This is a genomic window from Acinetobacter sp. YH12070 (assembly GCF_013419625.1).
Taxonomy (GTDB): Bacteria; Pseudomonadota; Gammaproteobacteria; order Pseudomonadales; family Moraxellaceae; genus Acinetobacter; species Acinetobacter amyesii.
The window spans coordinates 1-26651 of the sequence record NZ_VOZT01000031.1 but is presented as its reverse complement, the minus strand read 5'-3'; the positions used below and the strand labels follow the sequence as shown (position 1 = coordinate 26651).

Annotated in this window: 29 protein-coding genes, 5 tRNA genes, 1 other RNA gene, 1 pseudogene and 1 riboswitch; of the genes and pseudogenes, 14 read left to right on the top strand and 22 right to left on the bottom strand. The window is 41.2% G+C overall.

The features are described 5' to 3' along the window. Positions 1-19: 19 nt before the first annotated feature. A complete protein-coding gene (locus FTU17_RS10470; RefSeq protein ID WP_078191372.1) occupies positions 20-544 on the top strand; it encodes a YecA family protein in 525 nt (174 codons plus the stop codon). Between the two features lie 80 nt (positions 545-624). Here FTU17_RS10470 and FTU17_RS10465 read toward each other — a convergent pair whose 3' ends face one another. The 5 genes from FTU17_RS10465 to FTU17_RS10445 all read right to left on the bottom strand — a co-directional run bounded on the left by FTU17_RS10465 (position 625) and on the right by FTU17_RS10445 (position 3997). Further along, positions 625-1041, bottom strand: coding sequence for an ABZJ_00895 family protein (locus FTU17_RS10465; RefSeq protein ID WP_078192190.1), 417 nt, complete (start codon positions 1039-1041; stop codon positions 625-627). 123 nt (positions 1042-1164) lie between these two features. Further along, complete coding sequence (locus tag FTU17_RS10460; RefSeq protein WP_180021958.1) at positions 1165-1575, bottom strand: ABZJ_00895 family protein; 411 nt, start codon at positions 1573-1575, stop codon at positions 1165-1167. Positions 1576-1595: 20 nt separating this feature from the next. Then, the gene (locus FTU17_RS10455; RefSeq protein ID WP_180135394.1) at positions 1596-2207 is read right to left on the bottom strand and encodes a DedA family protein; all 612 of its coding nucleotides are present in this window, start codon (positions 2205-2207) and stop codon (positions 1596-1598) included. A 366-nt stretch (positions 2208-2573) separates the two neighbouring features. Further along, the gene (locus FTU17_RS10450; protein WP_180005055.1) at positions 2574-2870 is read right to left on the bottom strand and encodes a hypothetical protein; all 297 of its coding nucleotides are present in this window, start codon (positions 2868-2870) and stop codon (positions 2574-2576) included. Positions 2871-3064: 194 nt separating this feature from the next. Further along, complete coding sequence (locus tag FTU17_RS10445) at positions 3065-3997, bottom strand: rhodanese-related sulfurtransferase (RefSeq protein ID WP_180135392.1); 933 nt, start codon at positions 3995-3997, stop codon at positions 3065-3067. Positions 3998-4186: 189 nt separating this feature from the next. On the opposite strand from FTU17_RS10445, the gene FTU17_RS10440 reads away from it, so the two are divergent. Then, entirely contained in the window at positions 4187-4675 is a 489-nt protein-coding gene (locus FTU17_RS10440) for a DUF1289 domain-containing protein (protein ID WP_111885315.1), read from the top strand. 63 nt (positions 4676-4738) lie between these two features. Beyond that, entirely contained in the window at positions 4739-5350 is a 612-nt protein-coding gene (locus FTU17_RS10435) for a LysE family translocator (protein WP_180106142.1), read from the top strand. 86 nt (positions 5351-5436) lie between these two features. Here the strand turns inward: FTU17_RS10435 and ribB are convergent, their stop codons facing one another. Continuing rightward, positions 5437-6096, bottom strand: coding sequence for a 3,4-dihydroxy-2-butanone-4-phosphate synthase (gene ribB / locus FTU17_RS10430; RefSeq protein ID WP_180106143.1), 660 nt, complete (start codon positions 6094-6096; stop codon positions 5437-5439). A gap of 103 nt (positions 6097-6199) precedes the next feature. After that, positions 6200-6353: riboswitch (FMN riboswitch) on the bottom strand. A 170-nt stretch (positions 6354-6523) separates the two neighbouring features. Here ribB and FTU17_RS10425 point away from each other — a divergent pair. Continuing rightward, complete coding sequence (locus FTU17_RS10425; RefSeq protein ID WP_180135390.1) at positions 6524-8365, top strand: DUF2157 domain-containing protein; 1842 nt, start codon at positions 6524-6526, stop codon at positions 8363-8365. Further along, positions 8362-8976, top strand: a complete 615-nt coding sequence (locus tag FTU17_RS10420; RefSeq protein WP_257224835.1) for a GDYXXLXY domain-containing protein — start codon at positions 8362-8364, stop codon at positions 8974-8976. The genes FTU17_RS10425 and FTU17_RS10420 overlap by 4 nt, the downstream gene beginning before the upstream one ends. Before the next feature lie 73 nt (positions 8977-9049). On the opposite strand, the gene panD is transcribed toward FTU17_RS10420, so the two are convergent. The 11 genes from panD to FTU17_RS10365 all read right to left on the bottom strand — a co-directional run bounded on the left by panD (position 9050) and on the right by FTU17_RS10365 (position 15191). Beyond that, positions 9050-9430, bottom strand: a complete 381-nt coding sequence (gene panD, locus FTU17_RS10415) for an aspartate 1-decarboxylase (RefSeq protein ID WP_078192181.1) — start codon at positions 9428-9430, stop codon at positions 9050-9052. A gap of 150 nt (positions 9431-9580) precedes the next feature. Further along, positions 9581-10156, bottom strand: coding sequence for an aminoacyl-tRNA hydrolase (pth, locus tag FTU17_RS10410; RefSeq protein ID WP_168378106.1), 576 nt, complete (start codon positions 10154-10156; stop codon positions 9581-9583). Between the two features lie 20 nt (positions 10157-10176). Next, a complete protein-coding gene (rplY, locus tag FTU17_RS10405) occupies positions 10177-10473 on the bottom strand; it encodes a 50S ribosomal protein L25 (protein WP_078192179.1) in 297 nt (98 codons plus the stop codon). Between the two features lie 98 nt (positions 10474-10571). Beyond that, positions 10572-11525, bottom strand: coding sequence for a ribose-phosphate pyrophosphokinase (locus FTU17_RS10400; protein WP_078191360.1), 954 nt, complete (start codon positions 11523-11525; stop codon positions 10572-10574). A gap of 37 nt (positions 11526-11562) precedes the next feature. Next, positions 11563-11637, bottom strand: a tRNA-Gln gene (locus FTU17_RS10395). A gap of 91 nt (positions 11638-11728) precedes the next feature. Then, positions 11729-11803: transfer RNA gene (locus FTU17_RS10390), tRNA-Gln, on the bottom strand. Between the two features lie 28 nt (positions 11804-11831). Continuing rightward, a tRNA-Gln gene (locus FTU17_RS10385) sits at positions 11832-11906 on the bottom strand. A 38-nt stretch (positions 11907-11944) separates the two neighbouring features. Then, positions 11945-12019: transfer RNA gene (locus FTU17_RS10380), tRNA-Gln, on the bottom strand. A 3-nt stretch (positions 12020-12022) separates the two neighbouring features. After that, entirely contained in the window at positions 12023-12862 is an 840-nt protein-coding gene (gene ispE / locus FTU17_RS10375) for a 4-(cytidine 5'-diphospho)-2-C-methyl-D-erythritol kinase (RefSeq protein WP_180135428.1), read from the bottom strand. A 28-nt stretch (positions 12863-12890) separates the two neighbouring features. Continuing rightward, the gene (lolB, locus tag FTU17_RS10370) at positions 12891-13469 is read right to left on the bottom strand and encodes a lipoprotein insertase outer membrane protein LolB (RefSeq protein WP_180135388.1); all 579 of its coding nucleotides are present in this window, start codon (positions 13467-13469) and stop codon (positions 12891-12893) included. Between the two features lie 9 nt (positions 13470-13478). Further along, a complete protein-coding gene (locus FTU17_RS10365) occupies positions 13479-15191 on the bottom strand; it encodes a hypothetical protein (RefSeq protein ID WP_180135386.1) in 1713 nt (570 codons plus the stop codon). 78 nt (positions 15192-15269) lie between these two features. On the opposite strand from FTU17_RS10365, the gene hemA reads away from it, so the two are divergent. Continuing rightward, complete coding sequence (gene hemA, locus FTU17_RS10360) at positions 15270-16553, top strand: glutamyl-tRNA reductase (protein ID WP_180135384.1); 1284 nt, start codon at positions 15270-15272, stop codon at positions 16551-16553. Between the two features lie 55 nt (positions 16554-16608). Here hemA and FTU17_RS10355 read toward each other — a convergent pair whose 3' ends face one another. Further along, a complete protein-coding gene (locus FTU17_RS10355; protein ID WP_180135382.1) occupies positions 16609-18537 on the bottom strand; it encodes a DNA primase in 1929 nt (642 codons plus the stop codon). A gap of 211 nt (positions 18538-18748) precedes the next feature. Beyond that, positions 18749-19741 carry an outer membrane protein assembly factor BamD gene (locus FTU17_RS10350; RefSeq protein ID WP_180113748.1) on the bottom strand — a complete coding sequence of 331 codons (993 nt, stop codon included), beginning with the start codon at positions 19739-19741 and terminating at the stop codon, positions 18749-18751. A gap of 71 nt (positions 19742-19812) precedes the next feature. Between FTU17_RS10350 and rluD the strand changes: the two genes are divergently transcribed. The 4 genes from rluD to FTU17_RS10330 all read left to right on the top strand — a co-directional run bounded on the left by rluD (position 19813) and on the right by FTU17_RS10330 (position 23802). Beyond that, positions 19813-20865 carry a 23S rRNA pseudouridine(1911/1915/1917) synthase RluD gene (gene rluD / locus FTU17_RS10345; protein WP_180135380.1) on the top strand — a complete coding sequence of 351 codons (1053 nt, stop codon included), beginning with the start codon at positions 19813-19815 and terminating at the stop codon, positions 20863-20865. A 43-nt stretch (positions 20866-20908) separates the two neighbouring features. After that, positions 20909-21649, top strand: coding sequence for a peptidoglycan editing factor PgeF (gene pgeF, locus FTU17_RS10340; RefSeq protein ID WP_067764269.1), 741 nt, complete (start codon positions 20909-20911; stop codon positions 21647-21649). Between the two features lie 40 nt (positions 21650-21689). Then, positions 21690-22241 carry a flavodoxin family protein gene (locus FTU17_RS10335; RefSeq protein ID WP_180135378.1) on the top strand — a complete coding sequence of 184 codons (552 nt, stop codon included), beginning with the start codon at positions 21690-21692 and terminating at the stop codon, positions 22239-22241. Between the two features lie 232 nt (positions 22242-22473). Beyond that, the gene (locus tag FTU17_RS10330) at positions 22474-23802 is read left to right on the top strand and encodes a hypothetical protein (RefSeq protein WP_180135376.1); all 1329 of its coding nucleotides are present in this window, start codon (positions 22474-22476) and stop codon (positions 23800-23802) included. Between the two features lie 54 nt (positions 23803-23856). Here the strand turns inward: FTU17_RS10330 and smpB are convergent, their stop codons facing one another. Continuing rightward, positions 23857-24330, bottom strand: coding sequence for an SsrA-binding protein SmpB (smpB, locus tag FTU17_RS10325; RefSeq protein WP_078191351.1), 474 nt, complete (start codon positions 24328-24330; stop codon positions 23857-23859). Positions 24331-24467: 137 nt separating this feature from the next. Between smpB and coaD the strand changes: the two genes are divergently transcribed. From coaD to FTU17_RS10305, 4 genes are all read left to right on the top strand, one after another. Then, positions 24468-24959, top strand: coding sequence for a pantetheine-phosphate adenylyltransferase (gene coaD / locus FTU17_RS10320; RefSeq protein ID WP_078191350.1), 492 nt, complete (start codon positions 24468-24470; stop codon positions 24957-24959). A gap of 1 nt (position 24960) precedes the next feature. After that, positions 24961-25224 carry a YfhL family 4Fe-4S dicluster ferredoxin gene (locus FTU17_RS10315; protein ID WP_078191349.1) on the top strand — a complete coding sequence of 88 codons (264 nt, stop codon included), beginning with the start codon at positions 24961-24963 and terminating at the stop codon, positions 25222-25224. Between the two features lie 26 nt (positions 25225-25250). After that, positions 25251-25630, top strand: an RNA gene (rnpB, locus tag FTU17_RS10310) — RNase P RNA component class A. A 73-nt stretch (positions 25631-25703) separates the two neighbouring features. Further along, a tRNA-Met gene (locus tag FTU17_RS10305) sits at positions 25704-25780 on the top strand. 67 nt (positions 25781-25847) lie between these two features. Here FTU17_RS10305 and FTU17_RS10300 read toward each other — a convergent pair. Together FTU17_RS10300 and FTU17_RS10295 are read right to left on the bottom strand one after the other, a co-directional pair. Then, a complete protein-coding gene (locus tag FTU17_RS10300; protein WP_180039564.1) occupies positions 25848-26426 on the bottom strand; it encodes a hypothetical protein in 579 nt (192 codons plus the stop codon). A 136-nt stretch (positions 26427-26562) separates the two neighbouring features. After that, positions 26563-26651, bottom strand: a pseudogene (locus tag FTU17_RS10295) (IS1595 family transposase); the annotation flags it as partial.

The following is a 26651-nucleotide window of genomic DNA, read 5'->3' as shown; positions in this document are numbered from 1 at the left end:
TTCTAACTCTGGATTTGAAATGAGTGCTTTAGATTTAGACCTTTTGAGTGACTATTTAGACGGCGATGACAACGAGCATGGTCTAGATTTTGCAGCGACTCATGGTTTTTTATGTGCAATTGCAGTAGGCCCAGCTTTTGATAAATGGCTAGACGAACTTTTTGATAACAATCAGAAAAAAGTACCTGCTGAAATTATTGCACAAGTAAAAGCATGGCTCGAATCGATTCGTCAGAATCTTGCCAATGAAGATGGTATTGAATTTCCATTTGAAATTGAAGAAGCCGATGTTGAATCAAGTCTTGGTGACTGGAGTGTTGGCTTCGTTGATGCCATGTTCCTAAACGAAGATGCATGGTTCACCGACGAGTTTGAAGAACAATTGGTAGATTTAACTTTGCCAATCATGGTGTTCAGCGGCATTGATGAAGAAGATCCACAAATGGAATCTTTCCGTCGTAATGGTCAGTTGATGGATGAACTTGCAGAAGAAATCCCAACCAATTTGAACGAATTATATTTGATGTATCACACACCAAATTAATTTCGACGAAATTTAAAAAAAGCACCTTGGGGTGCTTTTTTTAGCGCTATACCTTTTCAATTCAAAGTTAGTCTAAAGGCTTAACTACGTTTGGCTTTTAAGAAGCTCTTTGCCATCCATCCAAAAGATAAAGCCAACATGAGATAATGGATGAATAAGGTAAAGCTGATAGCAAGCAGCCAGACCCAAGCGGGTAATTGCGTTAGCGCCATTTGAATAAAGGCTTGGGTTTCAGGGAAGATCAAGAGACAAATGACTGTAGCAACGACACTGATGAGAACCGAAGCTAAAATACAGCTCCAAATCAAAGTTCGCTTTTCTAACTTATTTGGCACTCGCTGATGGTCTTTAACAAAGCTGGATGCCGCAGCAAAACCGCCCACGATGAGACAGGTAATAGATGAACCACCGGGTAAATCAAAGAAAGACTCTATGGCTGCGACAGCGACCATGGCGAGGGCATAAGCAATGCTAAATGTGATGATGTATTTTTTCATTATTTAATGTTCATGTTTTCGTTTTATAAAGAGCGAGTATAGCTTGCCCGAAGTTTCTTCACTCAATTTTAAGTTTCAGTGAAGGGTATTGATTCAAATTCTAACGGAATAAGTTAAAAAAATTTATAATTTTTTAGCGCAGTAGTCTGCATACCAACCGTAGGCAATATGAAATATCGTGCCATGAATGGCGACCATGCAGAGCATAATTACAGCAGTTAGCCCAATGCCTGCATTATCCACAGACTTCATAATGCTTTCGGCATTGGGATTCATCAGCACCAAGAACAGCACAAAAAAGCTACCAATGATGATTGCAACGGCACTGGAGCCCCAAACCAGTTGGATCTTTTCATGGTTGCTAGGCACACGTTGTTCTTTCTTTACAAAATGCCCAACGCTGATTAATGCACATGCCACCAATGTAGGAATTAATGTAATACCACCAAGATTTAATCCAAAAATTAATACGGTAATCAAAAGCACCAAGGCGATGCTATAAACAGCAGCAAAGTGTAGGAGATAGTGTTTCATTTAAGCCCCAAAACAAAAAATTAACGAGGTCGACGTTGATGTCGACGGTACAAAATCCAACTAATAATGATGACTGTGATCAGAATAATCACATGGCCAACTTTACTAAATATTTGCTGCATTAACTGCTGATTTTCACCTAAATAAAAACCCATACAAGCTAAAAAAGTGGTCCAAATAATCGTACCTAAACCACTATAAAACATAAACTTCCAAAATGGCATGCGGCTCATTCCAGCAGGAATACTAATGAGAGAACGCACAGCTGGAATCATTCGTCCGAAAAATACAATGCGGTGACCGTATTGCTCAAACCATGCTAGAGATTTTTTTACATCTGCCGATTTGATAAATAAATACTTTCCATAGCGATCGACGAAGTGAAAGATGGATTCATGCTTAAATTTATAACCAATCCAATATAGCAATGCAGCCGCCAGTAAAGAGCCGACACAACCTGAAATAATGACACCAATGAGCAGTAGTTGACCTTGGGAGGCAGAATAGCCAGCCGAGGGCATGATGATTTCTGAGGGGATTGGGGGGAAGACATTGTCAAGGAACATGAGTAGGGCAATACCGAGATAACCCAATTGTTCCATGATTGAAATGATCCATTCAGTTAAATTCATGGCAGCCAAGGCAGAGAAAAGGTGTATTTATCCTATGTTGAAAAGCGCAGTGGGTAAAGTTCCGTTTTAAATATTCCTGAAACCACCTAAGCAAAAACAACAAATGTTGAGTTCATCTTGTATTAAGTAGCACGTAGGCTTAATGAGAAGGAAAATGTATGAATGAGTAATGGTATTGAGCAATGCTGAATGATATAAGATTGAAGAATTGAAAGGCTTGGATCATAGTTTTTATAGTATTGAGTGTACGCTGTTCAGTTTGGATTTTATTTTTGATTTTTGGCGCTTTAGCAGCCTTAAAAATCGTTTTATGTACTGAACAGCGTAGGACAAAGTTGCAATAAGTAGCGTTGCAAGGTGCATAAATTAATCATCATGTTCCATATTTAACAGTGTGTGAATATAGACTTGGCGTAAGCTCAGAGATAAAGCAAATGGAATCACACAAAGTCCAAGAATGTTGAGCATAGTGGGTTGTAAGTGCAATGTATAAGCAATAAATAAGGCAAAAATTGCACCAATGCATGTAGCAATACTGACTATCAAAATATGCGACTGTTGGTTAAGGAGGTGTTTTAATTCTCCTACACTTTCTTTTACACGGGGAGCGGGTAAAACAAGGTGCCTTGAGGTTGCAATTGGAGAGTTGATTAATTTTGGCATAATGCTTTCCTTTTCAATTATCTATAATGATTTTCTCGGATCAATTGATCAGAATAAGCATAAATGCGCGAACTGATTCTCGTAAATAACCAGATATAGTTATTTTGTCAAAAAAATTAAGTCACTGTTGAGAATGCGTAAAAAAAGCCCTAAAAATAGGGCTTTTATTTATATATCGTTACAACAAATTTTCCTTAGAGACGCTTACGTTTTGCTGCCACAATTTGTGATTGACGCATACGGAAGCCTGCTTTTTGCTGTTCAGTAGTTTTGTCGATACAGTATTTGCATGATACGCCGTGTTCGTAGCTCGGAAGTTCAACTTCAGCAGGAGCCAGTGGCCAACCGCATGCGTGACATTTGATATTTTCGCCTTCTTCCATACCGTGAGTGACAGCAGTACGACCGTCAAATACGAAACATTCACCTTCCCACATGCTTTCTTCAACAGGGGTTTCTTCTAAATATTTTAAGATACCGCCTTTAAGGTGATAAACCTCATTAAAGCCTTCTTGAAGTAAAAGTGAGGTTGATTTTTCACAGCGAATACCGCCTGTACAGAACATGGCAATTTTCTTATCTTTATGCTGCTCAAGCTCTTTTTTCACGTATTCAGGGAATTCACGGAAAGTCTCAGTTTTCGGGTCAATCGCACCCTTAAATGTACCTGCTTTGTACTCATAGTCGTTACGTGTATCAATTAGGATTACGTCATCACGTGTAATTAGTTCATTCCATTCTTTAGGATCAAGATAGTGACCGACTAAATCACGTGGTTTCACTTCCACACCTAAAGTCACGATTTCTTTTTTCAGTTTGATCTTCATTTTACGGAATGGTTTATCCGCACTATGCGATTCTTTGTATTCCATCGCATTGAATCCTTCGTTGAGAAGGAACTGATGGATGATATCTACAGATTTACGGTCACCAGCAACTGTACCGTTAATACCTTCACCTGCCACAATTAGAGTACCGCAAAGGTTGATGGTTTTTACCAAGTCTAAAAGACGTTGTTGAAGATCAGCAGGATCTTGAACTTCTTTGAATTGATAAAGTGCGGCAACAACCCAACCAGAGGTCGCTTGCTGTTCTACAGGTGCAAGCTGTTCTACAGTAGCGTTCATGGAGTACTCCAAATGAATAAAACAGGATAAAAATTAAGGCGCACATTCTACCGCGATTTGGATGAATAAGCGAGTAATGCGGTGGCTTTTAGCCACACATTTCATCATGGCTTCATTTCAGCAGTTTTAGCGTGTATAGTCATGCCGAGTTGTTTCTATCCCATAAATATTGATTGAATGGAGCCGGTTTTGAGTACTGATCGTCGAATTGCCTCGTTGACCCCATGTGCAGGGCGTTGTTCTACGGTATTTGGTGATTCAGTCTGCCGTGGTTGCCGCCGCTTTAACCATGAAGTCATAAAATGGAATACCTATACAGCCGAGCAACACACGGCCATTTGGTGTCGTTTAGATGCGCAGTTAGATCAAATTTTAATACCGATGTTGCCGCAAGCAGATATCGTTCATGTCGAAGGCTTTGTTTTGTCTAAGCGAGTTCGCTTACGTCCAGATGCAAGTAAAGGCCGTAAACTGTATCACGCACTCAAGCTCTGCGAAAAAAACCGTCATTTCACAGATGAAAGTGGACTCGGGATACATTACAAACAGGTGCGACCGTTGTGGGATGAATTTGAGCGTCGTGTTTTAGCACTCGCCACAGCCAGCTATGATTTGGCATTTTTAAGAGCAGATGCCATTCGCTTGCATTTATTGCAAAACATGGATGAAGAGGACTAAGTCCTCTTTTTTTATTTATGAAATTTATCGTGATGTAAAAAAAATAAGTGAAGGAATCTCAGCGTGAATTATTCGGAGTACTTTTTATATTGTGTGGCAGTCATCGTAATGATTGCAACACCTGGACCTGTCATGCTGTTGGTCGCGAGTGCAGGTTTACAAGGCGGATATAAAAAGGCATTTCAAACCATTGTCGGGACAAATTTTGCGTCACTGATTTTGATTGTGCTGTCAGTGTGTATTTTAAAAGGCATTTTAAATGTGAATGCGCACTGGCTCGATGGCATTAAAATACTGGGTTGTATATATATTGCTTATATTGGGTTTGATATTTTAAAAGAAGTGATGACACAGCCCACTGAGCAATCTCTGCAGTTAAAAGCAGCTCAAGGGGGCTTTAAGCAAGGACTGATCGTGGGGATTTCAAATCCTAAGGATATTATTTTCTTTGCTTCATTTTTTCCGCAGTTTGTAGGAATTACTCCTCATCTTGATCTGAGTTTAATTGTGTTGACCCTCAGTTGGATCGTTTTAGATTTTGCGACCTTGTCTTTGGTGTATTTATCTTTTCATCGATTGTCGAAATCACGTTGGTATAAAAAATTGTTGGCCCTGTGTGGGTTGATTTTAGTGGTGGTTGCCATCTATGGCATCTATAGCACATTCACGGCTTAATTCTTAACTTGAAATGTGCAGTAAAAAATAAAAAGGCTGATTCAATCAGCCTTTTTATGAACGTGTAGAGCTTTAATTTATTCGAACTAGAGATTGTGCTGTAAGCGATATTGCACAATTTCGTCAATGGTGAGTACAGTCAAATGATGGGTTTGTGCATACGCTAAAACTTGTACGCCATTCGCCATCGTACCGTCTGGGTTGGTTAATTCACACAAAACACCTGCAGGTTTTAAACCGGCTAGACGGGCCAAATCAATAGTCCCTTCAGTATGTCCACGACGGGTCAATACGCCGCCTTCACGCGCACGTAAAGGAAAAACATGACCCGGACGGTTTAAGTCAGCAGCAACAGCACCATCTTTAATTGCGGCTTTGACTGTAGTTGTTCGGTCTTTTGCAGAAACTCCAGTAGTAACACCTTCCGCCGCTTCAATGGTGACGGTAAAGGCAGTTTTAAAATGGCTAGAGTTATCAGACACCATGGGTGGAAGTTCTAAATGATTAGCCTGAGCATCGGTTAAACACAGGCAGACAATCCCTGAACCGTCACGAATCATACGTGCCATGGTTTCTACAGTGAGTGTTTCTGCAGCAACAATCAGGTCGGCTTCATTTTCACGGTCAAAATCGTCCATGACTAAAACAGGCTTGCCATGACGAATGTCTTCTAAGGCTTGCAGCATGCGCTGTTCTGCAGGTGGAAGGGCAGAAAAGAAAATTTCGGGTTGAATTAAACTAGACATTGAAACGCTCGCGTAAATTTTAGATACGGTTGAACATTTCAGGACATGTGAAATAGTGGCGTTACGATATATATTGAAAATGATCAATGATATAGAGATGTGACGTCGTCTTCTTTCATCCGGACTATACCGTCGGCTCAGGCATTGCACCTGATCTGCGAATCGCGTTTAAACGATTGGCTCGTGGGCTTTTTGCAGGGCGTTCAACCCAGCAAATTTACCACCGGTGGGGAGTTTCACCCCGCCCTGAAGCGATGTGTCTTGAGTATAGACCTGTTTGTGTGGTGATGGGGAATTATTGCGTAGAATCATTTGCAAAATTTTAGATAAGTAAAGTTATAAGATTGGATTTGTAAGCATTTTTATAAAGTGTGCCAAAGCATGCTATCGTGCCGATAAATCAACCATGATTGCATAATGATAAAAAATGACGCTTCCTCAGCATTCTCAGCAGCAGAATATAAAGCTGCATCGTTCACAGTTAGATCAAGAGTTTTCAACAGATCTGTTCCAAGATGTACAGGTCATTCGGTATCTGCAAGTGATCGGTGTTGCACTGATAGCAGCCAGTTTCGTGTATTTGATCGCGGCAAACTGGCTGATGTTACCCAAATTTATTCAATTGGCAATTCCAATGTTGCTGTTGGTACTGAGTGCTGTGACGAGTGTATATTTTGTAAGGCATGCTTGGATTCAGCAAAGCTTAGATGCTTTAAGTGCTTTGTTGCTCGGATTAAGTTTAGCTGTGATTGGGCAGGTCTATCAAACAGGAGCAGACAGTTATCTGTTATTTTTGGTCTGGGCTTTGCTGCTTTTACCTTGGTTATCTCGACCGAATATTGGAGTCTTTGCGTTACTGTGTTTGATCAGTCAATTGGCATTATTTTTATATTTTAAACAAAGCTATTTAATCGTTGATCATTCATGGTGGTATTTACTCTGCATGAATGTATTGACCGCAATATGTGTGACCTTGTGTTTGAAATATTATGCTGCACTGCGCTTTGTATTTGTTGCATTTATTACACTAATGTCGATGTATTGCATGTTTTTATACTGCGGAAATGGGGCAGAGCAGTATCAATGGCAATATTTAATTTTTGCATTGTTGCTTCCAATTTATCTGATTATCTATTTTTATCGACAACATCGTGCATTAGAAACCAGTTTACAAGCTGCAGGTCTCGCCGCGAGTTTCAGTATTTTGATTTTCCAATGGGCAGAACATATTTTATCTGACTCGAGTGCAGGATTGTTGGTTTTTGCCTTGCTGATATTTGCTTGGTTTGCGGTGATCAGTTGGGCACTGATGAAATTTCTGCCACAGACTAAATTTGCAGTTATTCCTTTAGCGATTGGGGCATGGTTCGCAGGCATTATTTTATCGAGCTTATTGCTGACCTATTGGAAGGCGTTTTCAATCGTCATGGGCTTAGTTTTTGTGGCTGTGGCTTGGTGGTTGATTCGACGAGCTAAAAGTATCTTTAGTCGCCAATTTGCTTACTGCTTATGGGTATGTGGCCAATCTGCGGTCTTCATACATACAGAGAGCTTGACCGATAGCATTGGGTTTATTTTAGTATTACAAATTGGCGTTATCTTGCTCTGTTTGTTTAGTCGAATGCATTGGTTTATTGTTTTTATTCAACTCATTGCAGGATATGGCCTTGCAGTGGCCACACTATTTGATGCCGATCTTTTTATGAGCGATGAACATGTCATCTTAGCTGTGATTGGATTGAATTATATTCTACTGATTTTCTTGCTCGGGAGTGCAACAGCTTGGTTGCACTCGATGTATCGAAAAAGTGTTGTGTTGTGGATGTTATGCATCGTATTGGCGGGTGTGGTGTTGCAGACCTTGTCAAATAACATTCTACAGTTTGAACAGACCCAACATGGTGTTCTTGACCTGTTTATCGGTTATCTGTTGCCTGTAGTTTGGCTTGGCCTTTACATCGCAAATCAGAAAAAACAGGCGGGGAGCGAAAAATGGCTGTTACTGCTATTGGGCCTTGTGCTGATTGCGATGGGCTATTTTGAAATTTTCTTGTTATTGGTTTTATTGGCATGGGCGCAGGTCTATCAGCAATCTTTGGTTAAAGCCCTTTGCATCGTGTTGATCATTTTTAGCTTATGGATGCTGTATTACAATTTAGGGTTGAGCTTTTTACTGAAAAGTTTAACGATTTTGATCTCTGGTCTTTTGCTGCTTGGCATCACCAAAATGTTAACTGCGATACAGCATAAACAAGGGGAAGGAGCATGATGAACATACTCAATAAAAAAATGCTTCCTATTGGTTTGGCTGTACTCAGTATTCTTTTATTTGTACTGATGATTGCACGGCATGAATGGCATCTGGCAAACAGTCAGAGTATTTATGTAAAGCTGCAACCGGTCGATCCTCGCTCTTTGATTCAAGGAGATTATATGGCCTTGAATTATCAGCTCTATTTTGGTGGTCAGCCTTCTGAAGAGCAATCTGCTAATGGGCAGACTGCCAAAGCGAACAAAGAAGAAAATGTACACCGTGACTATTTTGTCGATCAAAAAAGTATTGTGAGTTATGTGCAGCTTGATGCACAGCGTAGAGTGATTCGAACCAGTTTCAATCCAAAGTTATTAGTGCAGTATCCAAGCTCATCTACAAAACTGGTGCTCAAAAATCCTGACAATAGATTTGAGGGTTTATATCCCGCTGCAAGCAGCTTTTTGTTTGCCGAAGGCTTGGAACCGTGCTATCGCGATGCGCAATTTGCAGAGCTGAAAGTACAGGAAAATGGTCAGCCTTTATTGGTGGGTCTAGTGGGTGAAAACCTGCAGTCACTTCTGTGTGAGCAGAAGAAAGTTTGGTGGAAGGGGCCACGAAGTGAATAAAAGCGGATTATGTGATTGATCGCATAAAAAAGCCCGCAAATTTGCGGGCATTTAGAATCTTTGAATGCTTGAATTAAGCAACTTGAACTGGAATACAGTTCGCTGTGTGGTTCACTGTGTTATTTGGGTTCGCATAGACTAAACGTGGCTTATGTGCATTTGCTTCAGCTTCTGTGAAATCGCCAAAAGTTGCAATAATCATCAAATCACCAATATCTGCTTGGTGAGCAGCACCGCCATTTACAGAGATAATGCCAGAACCTTCTTCACCACGAATGGCATAAGTGGTAAAACGCTTACCATTAGTCACGTTCCACATATGAATTTCTTCATATTCACGGATACCGGCTAAATCTAGAAGAATACCGTCAATTGCACAAGAACCTTCATAATGTAATTCTGCTTGTGTAACGACGCAACGGTGGATTTTAGCTTTTAATAAACGAGATAGCATGGCTAGCGTCTCCTTGGTAGACCTAAGATCGTATCTTATGGTGGAACAATCTCTTGAATGCTGGGTGAGCAGTCAAATGCAAGCGCATTTTGCTCTGAAATCATTCAGATGGCAATAAGTATTGTTCAACAATTTGTGGAATTGTCAGTTCTATTTGTAAGCGTTGATCTGGTTCATGGCTTGCTGAATCTCACCACTTACCAACAATTTAGTACGTGATAAGGCATGTGCAATAGCATCATCCATTAAACCTTGTTCACTACTTGGTGCTTTACCTAAGACATGGCCTGAGACACGTTCTTTAGAACCAGGATGACCAATACCAATACGTAAACGATGGAAATTTGGACCAATATGCGGGACGATATCGCGCAAACCATTATGACCACCATGACCACCGCCAGTTTTCAGGCGAATGACACCAGGGTTCATATCAAGTTCATCGTGTGCGATAAGCATTGCTTCGGGAGCAATTTGATAGAATTTGGCGAAGGGAACAACACTTTGACCAGAGAGGTTCATAAAGGTTGTAGGTAACAGCAGACGAACGTCTTGACCTTCGATATTACCACGACCACTGATGCCTTTATATTTAGGATCAGCTTTAAGTTGGATGCCATATTGTTCTGCAAGACGTTCTACAAACCAGAAGCCTGCATTATGGCGGGTTTGGGCATACTCAGAACCTGGGTTACCCAAACCAACAATCAGTGAAAGTTTACTCACTCATTTACACCATTTAACACTTATGCGCGTTTGAAGTCAGCGTGCATAGGAGTGTTTTTAGCTGGGTGACGTTGTAAAGCTTGGATTTTAACGCTTTCAGCTTTACCGTCAATGTTGATTTCAACAACTTCTTCAAAGAATGCGTTGTTTTCTAAAGCTTTAACAAGTTCGCGAAGTTCCAAAGTAACTGCTACAGGTTCAGCTGCACCACCGTAGATGATTGCTGGTACTTTATTTTGAAGACGAAGGCGGCGGCTCGAACCTTTCCCTTGTACTGCTTCTTCACGTGCTACTGCATTTAATACGAAGTTTGCCATGATAGACATTCCTATTTAAGTTTAATTGACTAGACCTTCGACCAGTCTAGTGATAGAAAGCCCCACCAAAAGGTAGGGCTTTTAAATTTAGCGCTATATTATAGATAAGAATCGAACATTGCGCTAATAGATTCTTCGTTGTTAATACGACGAATTGTTTCAGCAACCATACTTGCAACTGAAACTTGGCGAATCTTACCAAGAGCTTGAGCTTCTTCTGAAAGCGGAATGGTGTCTGTTACAACCAATTCGTCAATCACAGAGTTTTTCAAGTTTTCTAAAGCTTTACCAGAAAGTACAGGGTGAGTTGCGTAAGCAACAACTTTGCGAGCACCAAAAGTTTTTAGTGCGTCAGCAGCTTTACACAATGTACCTGCTGTATCCACCATATCATCAACGATGACACAGTCACGGCCTTTAACGTCACCGATCAAGTGCATTACTTGAGATTCATTCGCTTTTTGACGGCGTTTGTCGATGATCGCAAGATCGATATCACCCATTTGCTTAGCTACAGCACGCGCACGTACTACACCACCAACGTCAGGAGAAACAACCATTAAGTTGTCGTGTGACTGTTGACGAAGATCTGCTAAAAGTGCAGGAGTACCGTAGATGTTGTCTACAGGAATATCGAAGAAACCTTGGATTTGGTCAGCATGAAGGTCGATCATGACAACGCGGTCAATACCAACAGTTGTGAGCATATCTGCAACAACTTTTGCTGTAATTGGCACACGGCTTGAACGTGGACGACGATCTTGACGAGCATAACCAAAGTAAGGAATGACAGCAGTGATACGACCAGCACTTGCACGACGCAAAGCATCAGCCATAACTAAGATTTCCATAAGGTTATCGTTAGTTGGGGCACAAGTTGGTTGTACGATGAATACGTCTTTACCACGAACATTTTCAGTAATTTCGACAGCGATTTCACCGTCAGAAAATTGACCTACAGATGCAGCACCTAGAGGGATGTGAAGGTGGCTAACGACTTTTTGGGCGAATTGTGGATGTGCAGATCCACTAAAAACGACAAGATTGGGCATGAAGCACCCTTGGCGGTTGGCAAATTAGGGAATTAGATGGCAGGGGCGGCTGGATTCGAACCAACGGATGCCGAGATCAAAACCCGGTGCCTTACCACTTGGCGACGCCCCTAATGCGGCAGAACTTTAATATTTTTGCGGTATTTTGTCAAGTTGAAACAACAAAGATACTGCAAATTATGCTCTGTCTTTTTTGAAGTTAATGGCAGGGGCGGCTGGATTCGAACCAACGGATGCCGAGATCAAAACCCGGTGCCTTACCACTTGGCGACGCCCCTAAATTGATGAAATAGCGAATAAAGTAAATGGCAGGGGCGGCTGGATTCGAACCAACGGATGCCGAGATCAAAACCCGGTGCCTTACCACTTGGCGACGCCCCTAATACTTTACAGCAATTACATCTACAGGTGAAAAATGATGGCAGGGGCGGCTGGATTCGAACCAACGGATGCCGAGATCAAAACCCGGTGCCTTACCACTTGGCGACGCCCCTATATCAAACTTCAAAATGACGTAATGGTGATTCTTGTAAACTGCGAACCAAGTAAGATTTACATGGTGCATTTTTCAATATGTCATCAATATTCATATTTTCAGTTACTTCAGTAAATACACAAGCACCTGTACCTGTAAGCTTTGCTCCACCGAACTGATCTAAGTACTGCATTGCTTCATCGACTTCGGGATATAAGCTTCGTGCCACAGGCTCAAAGTTATTTCCAAAATCAGATGGTGTTTCCTGATAGCCGCAAAATTTAGTGGGCTTTGAGTCTCTTGTCAACGTTTTTTGTGAAAAAAGCAGTTGAGTGCTGATAAAACAGTCAGGTTTTAACACAATGTACTGTTTTTGAGCTAAATCTATGAATGTTAAGTGTTCACCGATGCCTTCTGCCCATGCATTTAGACCATGTACAAACACGGGAACATCTGCCCCAAGTTGTAAGCCGAGCTCTGCAAGGTGTTCAGTATTTAGACCGCATTTCCATAGTTGATTGAGCACGATTAGGGTGGTGGCTGCATTGGATGAACCACCACCGAGCCCTGCACCCATGGGAATATTTTTTTCAATGTGGATTTTTTGTGCAGTCAGTGCTTTAGCAAACGGTTTGAGTATTTGAGCAGCACGATAAATTAAATTTTGCTCTAGATTGACGCTGTTTAAGCCCTCAATTTGAATAAAATCTTCATCAGCTGAATTTGCAAGTGGGTGAAATTCCATCCAATCCGATAAATCGATGAGCTGAAAAATCGTTTGTAATTCGTGATATCCATTCGGACGTCGGCCAGTAATGTGCAAAAACAAATTGAGTTTTGCAGGAGAAGGTACACGAATCACAGAAGTCATAGCTCAGCTTTTAGGCAAATTAACGATTTTGAATCACCATTGTAATACGGTTTTCCTGACCGGATTCAAGTGCTTGTTTTAAAATTAACTTGTTCGGTACCGTTGCAGTTTCATTATAACTCAGGTCAACCGTCCAACCATCTTCAATAATCTGTTGTGGGCGCTGCGCAGTATCGCGTTGAATTTTTGCTTGCGTGGTTGCAGGGCGCGCCTGTACCCAGTCGACAAGGTGGGTAATGGGAGCTTGCCAACCGGTAGCACGTTCGAGTAATTCTTCTGGTGTTGCTGCTTCAATCAAACCGGTTTTTGCACTATTGAGTTGAACTTGACCGGGTTTACCGTTGATTTGAGTTTTTCCAACACCTAATATGCCACTCAGTTCGATATCATATTCATTGCGGTCTTGAACCCAAGTAAAAAAAGCACTTCCTGACTGTTGTGGCGTGCGCACACCAATCTTACCTTGTAAGTTGAATTGATTTGCAGCGACCTCTTCAGGGCTAGGTTGAGCGGGTGTTTTAACATATTGCTGACAACCGGTAAAAAATAAAGCGCAGCAGGTCAGGGCAGATACCCCAAATTTTGAAGATACTTGCATAAAGTCTTTCTAACTCTTTTTCATGGGTTGGGGTAACAATAACGAATGTAGTTGCTCTAATTGCGGATCATTCGGATGTTTTTGTTGGAGTTGTTGTAACAACGCGTCAAACTTATTCATATCACCTTGCATGAAGACTGATCGTGCGTAGCGAATGCCAATTTTTAAACTATTACTCAGTTCATACGCTTTGGCCAAAACAGATGCAGATGTACTAAAATCATTTTGCAAATAACAAATATAACCGAACGTATCTAAAATTGAGGCTTGCTCAGGAGCATATTCTAAGGCATGTTCGACGTATTTTCGGGCTTCATCTAAGCGTCTATTTTGTACCGCCAAGGTATAGGCATATGCATTTAAATAGGTCGGGCTATTGGGTTCAATTTCAAGTAATTGTTTTAGTAATTGGTCGAGTCTATCTTTATCTTGATGGGCGTCGAGCAGTAGAACTTCGGCATAAATGAGCTCAGGATCTTCGGGCAAGTTTTTTACCGCTTCATCAAGCAAACGAACTGCTGCTTTTTTATTGTTCATGCGTTTTAAAATATCTGCCTGAGCAAGATATAAAAAACTGGCATGTTGAGGATAATTAACCCGCTCTTGGGTTAAAAAACGCAGCGCATCATGCAGCTTATTTTGCCGGCTAAAAATGCTGATCATATTGCGCCGTGAAACCGTATAAAGGCTGCCATCTACAAGGCGATAATAGGCTTTTGCCGTTTCATAATGCTGTTTGCGTTCAGCATTTACTGCGAGATAGTAATACGCTTCATTTTGGTATTTGCTCGAATAACGTAACTCCACCAAATACTTTTCGGCTTTTTCATAAAGCTCTAAGTCAATACTGGTCAAACCTGCCATAAATAGCGGTTCTTCAGCAGATGGCCATTTCTTTAGTATATCTTCGAGTTTTTCTAGACCTAATTCTGACTGATTGATTTTAATTAAATATTTTGCTTCTGCTAAGCGAACTTCCATATTGTTGCGGTGTTTACGGCTGGATTTTTCGAACCATTTTAAGGTTTCTTCTTCATCACCTAATGACATAAGTAAATTGGCTTTCATTAAGATATAGCCAGTCACTTTCGGGCGTTTTTTTAGTGCTAAATTAATGGTGTCTAAGGCATCAGCAAAGGCACCATTTTGAGCTTGTAAACCTGCGACTAAGACCAAAATAGAGGGATTGGTTTTTTCTTTGCTGGCGGTCAGTGCTTGGATCAGATAAGCACGATCTTCCTCTGACTCAGGGGAAATACCCGCCAAAATTTGTTCTAAATCTGCATTCGGGTCAATGGTTAAAATTTTATCAAGTGTTTCTGCGGCAAGCTCATATTCATGGGCTTTCAGGGCAATATGTGATAAATAAAATAATGCCGGGACATCTTCAGGTTCTTGGACGACCCAATGTGTGGCAATGTCTAAAGCTGCTTGTAGATCATTTTGCTCAATTGCAACGTTTAAAGCACGTTGTTTGACCATGGTGGATTTACTTTTGATTGCAAGCACGGTGTAGTTATGAAGCGCGGTTGGAATGTCGTTATAGGCTAAGGCAAATTCCGCAATCATACTTTGTTTAATTGCATCATATCCTGAATTTGCATGGTAAACTTCTCCCACGGCCCGAATTGGGGCAGTAGAAGCCATGCTACCGACAAGTAAGAATGTGGTAGAATACTGCTTTATTGTCTGGCCGTTCAGTCGGCTATTTGTTAGACGCAATTTTTCTTGATCCAAGTAATGCTTTTTATGACACCGATGTTGCACAATAGCATAAATTTAGCGAAATGATGATCTGATATGTCTTTCTTTGCATTGGGTGTCAACCATCAAACCGCTTCTGTAGAGCTGCGTGAACAGATTGCATTTAACCCTGAAAAGTTAACTGCACTGCTTGAACAGCAAAGCCATACGCCTGAACTCAATGACATGGTGGTGGTGTCTACATGTAATCGTACCGAAGTCTATGCGATGTCTGAAAATGCAGACGTGGTATTGAATTGGCTCGCCCAATCAAATGGTATCGATGTAAAGCAATTGTCAAATCATGTGTATCGTTATGAAAATGCACAAGCGGTGACACACCTCATGCGTGTGGCTAGCGGCTTGGATTCGCTCATGCTTGGTGAGCCTCAAATTTTAGGTCAAGTCAAAACGGCTTTGTCCTTAGCCAAAGATGCCGAAACCGTTTCCCCAAATTTAAACCGTATTTTTGAATATGCCTTTTATGCGGCAAAACGTGTGCGTTCTGAAACAGCCGTTGGAAGTCATGCGGTGTCGATGGGCTATGCTGTTGCTCAGCTCGCTTTACAGGTCTTTAGTCAGCCTGAAAAATTGACGGTGATGATTGTTGCTGCTGGTGAAATGAATAGCTTGGTTGCAAAGCATTTGGCCGAAATGGGTGTGGGCAGAATTATTATCTGTAACCGTACACGTGCCCGTGCCGAAGCTTTATCGCAAGAGATTGCTCATCGTGTAGAAGTTGAAATTATTGATTTTGCAGATTTGGCAGACAATTTACATCGTGCAGATGTAATTTCAAGTTGTACCGGAAGCTTGCATCAAGTGATTTATTTTGCGGATGTCAAAGCAGCACTGAAAAAACGTCGTTATAAACAAATGCTATTGGTTGATTTGGCTGTACCACGAGATATTGAAGCCAAAGTTGAAAGTCTAGATGGCGTTTATTTATATGGTGTCGATGACCTGCAAACTGTCATTGAAGAAAATTTGGCTCAGCGTCGTCAGGCGGCAGTTGAAGCCGAAGTGATGGTCAATCAGCTTGCGACAGATTTAATCACACAGCAAAAAGTGAATTTGGCTGGTTCGACGATTCATGCATACCGTGAACATGGTGAGTCATTACGTCAAGAAGAACTGACTTTGGCGCTGAATCGTCTACAAAAGGGTGAAGATGCTGCGAAGATTATGCAAGAAATGTCGCATCGTTTAACCCAAAAGCTATTGCATCCGACCTCTATCGTGCTGCGCAATGCAGCGATGGCGGAAGACCCTGCTTATTTTGAAATGTTAGAACAAGATTTAGTCAATGTTGCTGAAAATCGCCGTAAACCAAAGAAATAAATAAGCTGATTCATTGAATAGTATGTTGTTCACAGCTTGAACTTGAAGTTAAAACTTAATCTTCAAGGAGGGTGAGCGATCTTTTTTTATCAATATCATAAATACGTTGTTTTAAATTACGCATTTCAGCAAGGCTAGAAAACTTATTCGACTTGATCTTGAGTTGTAAGAATTGATATTGCAATTTTGTCGATAAATCTGCTGCAAGTTTATCTGCCTGTTCAGGTGATGACGTATAGTCACTGATATTGGCATGCTCTAAAATATGTTGTAATTCATGATGATGCGCTGCACATGCACCGAGTACATAATAGGTCGATAACTCTGGGTCATCAGGCAATTCATCAAAAATCACATTGAAAATATTTAAAACGTGATAAAGCAAGAGATCTTGTGAAACTAAGGCGCGTAAAGGCTCAAAATGAATGTAGAGATAAGGATGATTGATTAAAATCGCAATCACATATTCTTCGGCATCAATTTTTGTACTAAAGCTCAATGATGCATCATTATTGACTTGAGGCTGCCACTTTCGGCTAAACCCTAATTTTTCACGGAAATATTGCTGTAGCAAATAACGATATGAACCACCTTTCGGCAACAGTTCAGTCAGTTGTCTGAGTTCACCCATCACCTGACTTTTACCTTCAGGCGAAGCAACATTATGATTTTGCGTTAAATGTGCAAAAACAAACTCAGAAAGTAGCGGTGAGGTGTCCAGTAAACGTCGAAAATTTTCAATACCTTCACGGCGGATCAGTGAATCTGGGTCGTGGTCATTTGGCAAAACAAAGAATTTAAGTTCACGTCCATCATTCAGTAATGGCAGTGCAATTTCGAGCGTACGACGAGCTGCTTTTTGACCTGCGGCATCACCATCAAATGCAATAGTAATACGGCTATTTTGCTTAAATAAAATGTTTAAATGTTCAGTATTACTGGCTGTCCCTAAAGTCGCTACAGCGCCATGAATGCCATATTGCTGTAGGGCAATCACATCCATATAACCTTCGACCATTAACCAATCTTGGGCTTTTTGTTTACGGCCTTCGTATAAACCATAAAGTAACTGGTTTTTATGGAAAACTTCAGAGTCAGGGGAGTTGATGTACTTCGGTTTGATTTCATCATTTAGGGCACGACCACCAAAACCGACCACACGACCTTTCGCATCTCGAATCGGGAAAATCACCCGCTCGCGCAGTAGGTCAAAGTCACGACCACTATCACTGGTGCGAATCAAACCGAGAAGTTTGAGTCCTTCGATATCTTGTGGAAAGGCTTTTTCCAGATGTTGCCAATCTTCAGGAGCATAGCCTAAGCGCCAATAGGCGATGGTGTCTGCACTGAGACCCCGTTGTTTAAAATAAGCTTGCCCAATTGGACTGAGCGGAAGTTGTTGCTCATAAAACTGTGCGACATTTTCCAGCAAGTCATATAAGTTTCCGTCTTGCAGTACATCTTCAAATCCATTGGTAACTTGGTCAAAGTGAGCAAACGGATCGTTCCCATAAAAGGCATCTTCGTTATTTTGAAACTCAGCAAATGGGTCGTGTTCGAAATTTACTGCAGCAGGATTTGTGTCGGTTTCGCCTGTTTTGGGTGGCAGAGCTTTTGCTTCGATTGCAGGTTTTTGTACAGGTTTGGGTTTAGATTCGCGTTTATATTTGAGTTTATTGGAATCGTTATTGTCTTTCGGTAGTTCAATACCCGTTTGGCTAGATAAATCCTTCATTACTTCGATGAAGTTACGGCTACCAATATCCATTAAAAAACGGATGGCATTACCATTGGCCTGACAACCAAAGCAGTGAAAATATTGTTTATCACGATAGACATGGAAAGATGGCGATTTTTCTTGATGGAATGGGCAGCATCCTGAGTAGGTGCGTCCAGTCTTTTTCAATTTCACAAATTGACCAATCACATCGACAATATCGGTGCGATCTAAAATTTGATCAATTGTATGTTGAGGAATGGCCATGCTGTTTTATCTGTCTATCTATTGAATTTGGGCAGTTCGTGAAATATGTTGAAATCAGCAATGCTGTAAGTTCAGTGGGAATGCAGTACAGCATCGTCCATCGAACTATTGTATACCTTTTAATCTAACCGAATCTGTAGATCCTGAAAAGATAAAAGGGCAAGTATTCTAACTTGCCCTTTGTGAAAAATCGACCTTCGTTGCGACTATATTATTCAGCTGATTCTGATGACTCAGTTTTTTCGCTATGAGGACGATCCAATAAGCCAAAGCTTAAACGATTGGTTAAACTGCGTTTTTCTTCATCAGTTTCAACCGCGTCTGCAGAGGTTTGCTCAGACATCGTTTGTGCTTCTTTACCGAAAATACCTAAGGTTGCACGGTTAAGGAAGCTGCCTTCACTACGTGCAGCACGCATATTGACCGTACCGTCTGACTTCACAAGTTTTGGATAGTTCAGTTTAAGCACGTCAATGTATTGTTGAGACGTGGTTTTATCACCAAGTTTGTCATAACCATAGGCTACAGTCGCTAGAGCTTCTGGAACTTGTGGTGCTTGAGGATAATGTTCGATCACCCAAAGTGAACGTTCAACAGCAGCTAGCCATGCTTTACGCTTCACATTAAAACGTGCCGCATTCATTTCGCTTTCAGCCAATTCTTGACTGATGAACTTCATACGTTGTGCGGCATCGACTGCATATTCGCTCGATGGGTAGCGACGGATAAAGTCGACAAAGTTTTGATAAGCCACTTTGAGATAGCTCACATCACGATGCGATTGCTTTAAAGAAGTATAGCGAAGCAAACCATTGTAGTTTTGCTCCATGTTTGAAACACCACGCACGTAGTACGCATAATCAACTTGCGGATGCTGTGGGTTCATACGAATAAAACGGTCTGCAAGTGCAATCGCACCTTCATAGTCTTTTTGCTGAAACTTTACATACAATAGTTCAAGTTGTGCTTGCTGCGCATAGTTACCTGTAGGGTAATAGGTCTCTAGAGCTTCAAGGTGTTTTGCTGCATCTGTATATTGGTTACGTTCAAGCGCTTTTTGTGCTTTTTCGATATAAATCTGTTCGCTTGATTGTGGACCTGTGTCGACCACTTCTTTCTTTGGATTACTGCTACAGCCTACCATTGCCGATGCAATGCCTATTGTTAGAGCAAGCATTGTCATTTTATATTTTGGTAGCGACATAAAAATTCCTCTGTTAATACGGGCAATGAGCTACAATTGAACTATTAAACCACTTTTGTCTGAATGAGCAAATGAGTCAAGCACAATCTTCCAATTCTAATTTCCCTGAAACTGATTTCAATTTACTTGAAGATTCTGAGGATGCAGATAACCATACTTCAGACTCAACTGCAACACGTTTATCGTTGCAATTTCAATTGGATGAAAGCTATTTAGGACAACGTATTGATCAGGTTTCAGCACTGGTTTGGACTGATTTTTCTCGTGAAAAGCTAAAACAGTGGCTCAAAGAGGGCCATTTGTTGGTCAATGGTAACACTGTGAAACCAAAGTACAAATGCGAAGGCACAGAGTTACTGACTTTAGACGTCGAGTTAGAGGCACAAACCCGTAGCTTACCTGAAGATATTCCACTCAATATTGTCTATGAAGATGACGATATTATGGTGATTAATAAACCTGTCGGTATGGTAGTACATCCGGGTGCAGGTAATAGTAGTGGAACGTTAGTGAATGCAATTTTGCATCATTATCCAAAATCGGCTGAACTTACACGTGCGGGCTTAGTTCATCGTATTGATAAGGATACATCAGGTCTACTTGTTGTAGCTAAAAACTTAGAGTCACAATTTTCATTGAGTAAGCAGCTTGCGAAAAAGTCTGTTTATCGCGTTTATGATCTTGTAGTGTACGGCAATATTATTGCAGGTGGCACGATTGATGAGCCAATTAAACGTCATCCGGTTGATCGCGTAAAAATGGCGGTGTTACCAGGCGGTAAAGAAGCAGTGACTCACTATAATGTGAAAGAACGTTTCCAAAACTTTACTCGTATTCAAGCACGTCTTGAGACAGGTCGTACACATCAAATTCGTGTGCATCTGATGTATATTGGTCATGGTCTTGTTGGCGATCCCGTTTATATGCCACGTGTACGTATGCCAGCAGGCGCATCACAATTACTTGACGACACTTTGCGTGGCTTTAAACGTCAGGCATTGCATGCTGTGCAACTGGGCTTAGTTCATCCACGTACAGGTGAAGACATGATGTTTGATGCACCATGGCCAGAAGACTTCAATCATTTAGTTGAAGTGCTCCGTACAGAAAATAAAGCTTACTAAGCTTAAGACTGATTTACTCGCTATAGTTACAAAGGACGACAACATGCAATTTGTTCAGGGACTGCCACACGGCGTATATGTGGGCCAAACACGTGTACATCATGAGCAAATGCAGTCATCAGATGTACCTGAATTAGCAGGGTTTAACCTTGCTTTGCATGTTGGTGACAATCCTGCACGTGTGCAAAAACACCGGATGCAATTGCTTCAAGACTTTGCAGGCTATGGCGTGGATAAAATCAGTTGGATGAATCAAACTCATAGTACCATTTGTCATACGATTAATGAGCAAATGTATTTTACTGCGCCTGAAGGCGATGGTATGACAACTCAGCGTAAGCACCACGTATTAATGATGATGACAGCAGATTGTTTGCCGATAGTATTAGTTAATGCGGATGGAAGCGAAGTTGCCAACTTACACGCAGGTTGGAAAGGTTTAGCACACGGTATTGTTGAAAATACTATTGTAGCTATGCAAAGTCAGCCTGTTGTGGCCTGGTTGGGTGCAGCCATTAGCCAAGACTGTTTTGAGATCGGTGCTGAAGTTAAGACGGCCTTTTGTTCCAAGTATCCTGAACTAGAGACAGCTTTTAAAGAAGGTGTTAAAGCAGGGAAGTACTATGCGGACCTGTATTCTATAGCCACTTATATACTTAAATTACATGGTGTTAAAACTGTACTGGGTGGAGACCAATGTTCATTCAGCCAAGCGGATCAATATTATTCATACCGTAGAGAAGCAAAAACAGGTCGTATGGCAACATTCGTTTTTATGGCGTGAAAATGCTAAACTTGACTGAATCTATCGACTTTTAATTGTTATGTCTTTGACTGCTAAATCTCTTGCTGTTGTTTATCACAGTCCATATGGACATACTGCTAAAGTAGCCCAATATATTACGCAAGGTGCTGAAAAAGCGGGTGTAAAAGTCCATCTCATGAATGTAGAACATGTGGATTGGGATGTGTTGGACAGCGCAGATGCCATAGTCTTTGGTTGCCCAACGTATATGGGTAGTATGAGTGCGGCAATGAAATTATTCATGGAGCAATCATCTAAACGCTGGTTAGCACGGACATGGCAAGGCAAGTTGGCTGCTGGTTTTACCAATGGTGGCGGCTTAAGTGGTGATAAATTGGCAGTATTGCAGCAAATTAATTTATTTGCCATGCAGCACGGCATGTTGTGGAGTGGTCTTCCATTGATGCCAACTGGACGGAGCACAACAGATTTAAATCGGATGTCGAGCTTTTTAGGTTTGATGACACAATCGGATAATGCGCCTGTTGAAGTCACTCCACCTACGGGCGATTTAGAAACCGCCATTTGGTTTGGTGAATATCTGGGGTTGTTGTTAAATAAAGTTAATTAATTTGTAAATAAATTATTTGAACTATCATTTATAAATCTTTGAAAACCCTAGTGATGGAAATGTTACTGGGGTTTTTATTGGCCTAAAATCTGTGAAAATTGGCATTTCGTATAACTAAGATGTGATGTGCGTCACATATTGCCATTCATTTGCGCCAAAGCTATTGATTTAATCTTCTCATAAATTTCACTCTGGATGAGTGGTAAATATTAAAAAAGATTAAACAATAGTAATGGCATTGACCTTATGTGTTTCTGACGTTGTTTTTGCAGCAGAAGGCTTGGTGGGATTAGCCGATGAAGAATTGTCTGCCATCAATGGTGCGGCATTGATGAATATGTCCTATACCGACCCTATTTTAGTCAACCAACAAATGGTCGATGAAAATATTGGTTTCTACAAACTCAGTTTAGATGCCGTCATGGATTTGAACGTCAATGTCAAAAGTTTGCAACTCGGCTGTGGTGGGGTAAATGGGTCAAATGGCTGTGATATTGATATTCGTCATCTAGCGCTGAGTGGTAATGTAACGTTGACCGATGCCAATGGTAATCCCGTCTTTAATGGTGATCGAGCGTCAACAAGTGCCAAACTAAAAAATCCATTTATTGAATTTGCAATTAAAAACCCTAAACAAGCCGCTTTACGCGAAGTTAAAGGCTTTCGTGTCAGTGCTGAATCTATTACGGGTTTATTGACCACAGGTATTCAAAATACAGGTGTGTCAACAGACGGGATTAAGTCACTGAGTGGTTATATGAAAATTGCACCGACCACAGGAACAGCAAAGACCCAAGCAGCGCTCTTTGGTGATAGTAGCAGCGAGATTTTATCGGGGAATTTGGTGATTAATACGATTTGGAACAATGATCGTAGCTTTGTCAGCCAACCTGAAAATAGTCAAGGATTAAAAATTCCTTCAATGAATGTGCCGTTTACCGTTCCTGAAATTACGATTAATGGAAAACGACAAACTCAAGCCATTGCCAAAAATATCAGTGCGACTGTGCCATCGATTCAGCTCAATCGAGATAGCGGTAGCATGCAGGTCAAACTTGACCGCAATTTGTTATGGGTTGAAGGGGCGCAGTTCTTTATGGATTCGGGCTCATCAATTGATGGTTTGAAAATGAACATTACCTTTGAGCAAGCCTTAAATATGATTCATAACATTCCATTAAATGGCACAGCCGGTTATTTATCGCTTCAATCTCAAGATATCAGTTGGCCAGATGCCAATGCAGATGATATTGCACGTACAGGTTGGTGGATGTCATTTAAAGACCCGATCAATATTGGTAAATTAAATCCAACATCTGAAGTAGATATTTCAGGCGTCTTGCCACAAGTTGCAGAAAAAGTATCGCAAATTTTAACCAATGAACCGATTTATATTCCGTTAGGTTCTGCTGTTGGTGCTGCATTTGGTTTACCGATTTATAAAAATGTCGGTTCAATTAACCTCAGCAATGCAGGTGCGGCCAATTTAACTTTAAAAAATCAAGTCTTGGGGAACCAGGAAGTTCGGACCAACTGTTTTGGTGGGTTGAAATTCTGCTAAATCTGCAATTTAAAAATAAAAAAACCTCCAAGAAGGAGGTTTTTTTTAATGAACTTATTTATGAAAAATACGGGCTTTATCGCGCTGCCAATCACGGTCTTTTTCCGTTGCACGCTTGTCGTGAAGCTGCTTACCTTTTACTAGGGCAATTTCAAGTTTGGCATGAGGACCTTTCCAGTAACATGCCAAAGGCACACATGAATAACCTTTTTGGTTAATCGCACCTTGTAGTTTTTCAATTTCACGGCGGTTCAGCAATAATTTACGAGTACGAGTCGCTTCAGGCACCACATGCGTTGAAGCACTCAGTAAAGGTTGCACTTGAGCGCCGAATAAAAATGCTTCGCCATTTTTAAACGTAATATAGCTTTCTACGATGGTCATACGACCTGCACGCATTGATTTGACTTCCCAGCCTTGTAATGAAAGACCCGCTTCAAATTTTTCTTCAATGAAATAATCGTGACGCGCACGTTTATTGAGGGCAATCGTACTGCTACTATTTTTTTTAACTACTGCTTTCGTCATAATCAAAAACTTCCAAACTTAGCACTATTGTACCCGAACTTTGAATAAGATGAAGTTTTTAAATTTACAAGCTGACTTCACCTATAAATCAAGATTTTGTTAAAATACCCATCTACAAAATAACAGAGTACAACTGGATGTCTAAAACTCGTGTAATTTATCCGGGCACATTCGATCCAATTACTAATGGTCATATCGACTTAGTGACACGTGCATCACGCATGTTTGACGAAGTTGTCGTGGCAATTGCAATTGGACATCACAAAAACCCTGTGTTTAGTCTGGAAGAACGTGTTGCACTAGCGCAAGAGTCTTTAAGTCATTTGTCAAATGTTGAGTTTGTAGGTTTTGATGGGCTGTTGGTCAACTTCTTTAACGAGCAAAAAGCAACAGCCGTGTTACGTGGTTTACGTGCAGTTTCAGATTTTGAATATGAATTTCAATTGGCAAATATGAATCGCCGTTTGGACAGTAAATTTGAAGCCGTGTTCTTAACCCCATCAGAGCAATATTCGTTTATTTCATCTACGCTCGTGCGTGAAATTGCACGTTTAAATGGTGATGTCACTCAGTTTGTACCACAAGCTGTTGTGGAAGCCTTTAAGCGTAAACAACAGCAAGGTTGGTAGAGTGTCTTTATATATCACTGATGAATGCATCAACTGCGATGTCTGTGAACCTGTATGCCCCAATGAGGCGATTTTCATGGGGGAACTCATTTATGAGATTAACCCTGATTTGTGTACGGAATGCGTTGGGCATCACGATAAACCGCAGTGTCAGTTGTTCTGTCCGGTGGATTGTATTCCATTGGATCCGGCTCATCCTGAAACTCAGGAACAGCTTCAACAAAAGTACGAAAAACTAACTGCTCAAAAAACATCAAGCAATTAGTTGTCAGATTTGTTAGAATGCGCCCCGAAGTGAACCAGACGATCGCTGCTGTGTATAGGTCTCCGTGACTAAAGCAGGGGAGGAAAGTCCGGGCTTCATAGGGCAAGGTGCCAGGTAACGCCTGGGCGGTGTGAGCCGACGGAAAGTGCAGCAGAGAGTAGACCGCCTTCATTATGGTATCGAGCAATCGAAATCGGAGGTAAGGGTGAAAGGGTGCGGTAAGAGCGCACCGCATGACTGGTAACAGTTCATGGCATGGTAAACCCCACCGGAAGCAAGACCAAATAGGGATCCTTTAGGCATGGCCCATGCTGGATCCGGGTAGGTCGCTTGAGCGTATGAGTGATTGTACGCCTAGAGGAATGATCGTCCTCGACAGAACCCGGCTTATCGGTTCACTTCAACAAATTTTGATCAAATACGCGCATTATGGGCTTGACGATATTTAAATATCCCTCCATAATGCGCGCACAGTTTAAGGCTATGTAGCTCAGTTGGTTAGAGCACCGCACTCATAATGCGGGGGTCACAAGTTCAAGTCTCGTCATAGCCACCATATTCAAAAAAAGACCACTCCGATTGAGTGGTCTTTTTTTATGTCTAAATCTTCCAAATTTAAAAAATTAACGGTAAACAAAACGACGCATGCCTGCACGTAAGGCAAATGCGCCATGCATATATACGCCACCCAGCCAATACGGCACATTGTAAATATCTTCATGGCGATATTTCACTAAAGCAAACTCAGCTAATAGTCCTTCAAAGAACATACCGCCAATGGCAAGCATGATGGCTAATATCAGTAGCCATGTACGCTCATAGCTAAATAGCCAGCGAATAAAAAAGCTCAGGTAAAAAATCCAACAAAGTGCTTCTGGATGAAAATTGCCAAATCCGCTGAGTATATAGACGATGGTAAATAGTATTAGGCTCTCGACGAGTGGCGCAGTGCCGTCATGATGGCAACTGAGCTGAGTCATCACATTGTGTTTAAGTCGTTGCGTAAGTTGAATATAGCTATATGCCATGAAAGCAAAGGCAATAAAAAAGCCGGGGAATACCCACCAAGCCTGATGGAAAAATAATGGGTTGGGATAATTAAGCGTTTGGGTATAGACATGAATCGCATCGCAAAATGTCGCGACAATTGCTGCCAGCAGGGCAAGTATAAATATGCCTGAGAATTGAGTGGTTCTCGTCATCATTCATCCTGAAAAGTGGGGTCTTTTTATTTTATGAGTTCTTTATAGTCTGAATTTGAGGAAAAGGCTATGACAAGTTACGAGATGCTTATGGGTTAAATGTTAAGGCTCTAGACTAGCAGATTTGCACTTAGTTTTACCTAATGAGGTCCCACAACTCTGTTGCTAGCTCATTAGGCTCCCTCATCCAACGCCATTCTGTTTCTTTAAGATGATAATCAAAAT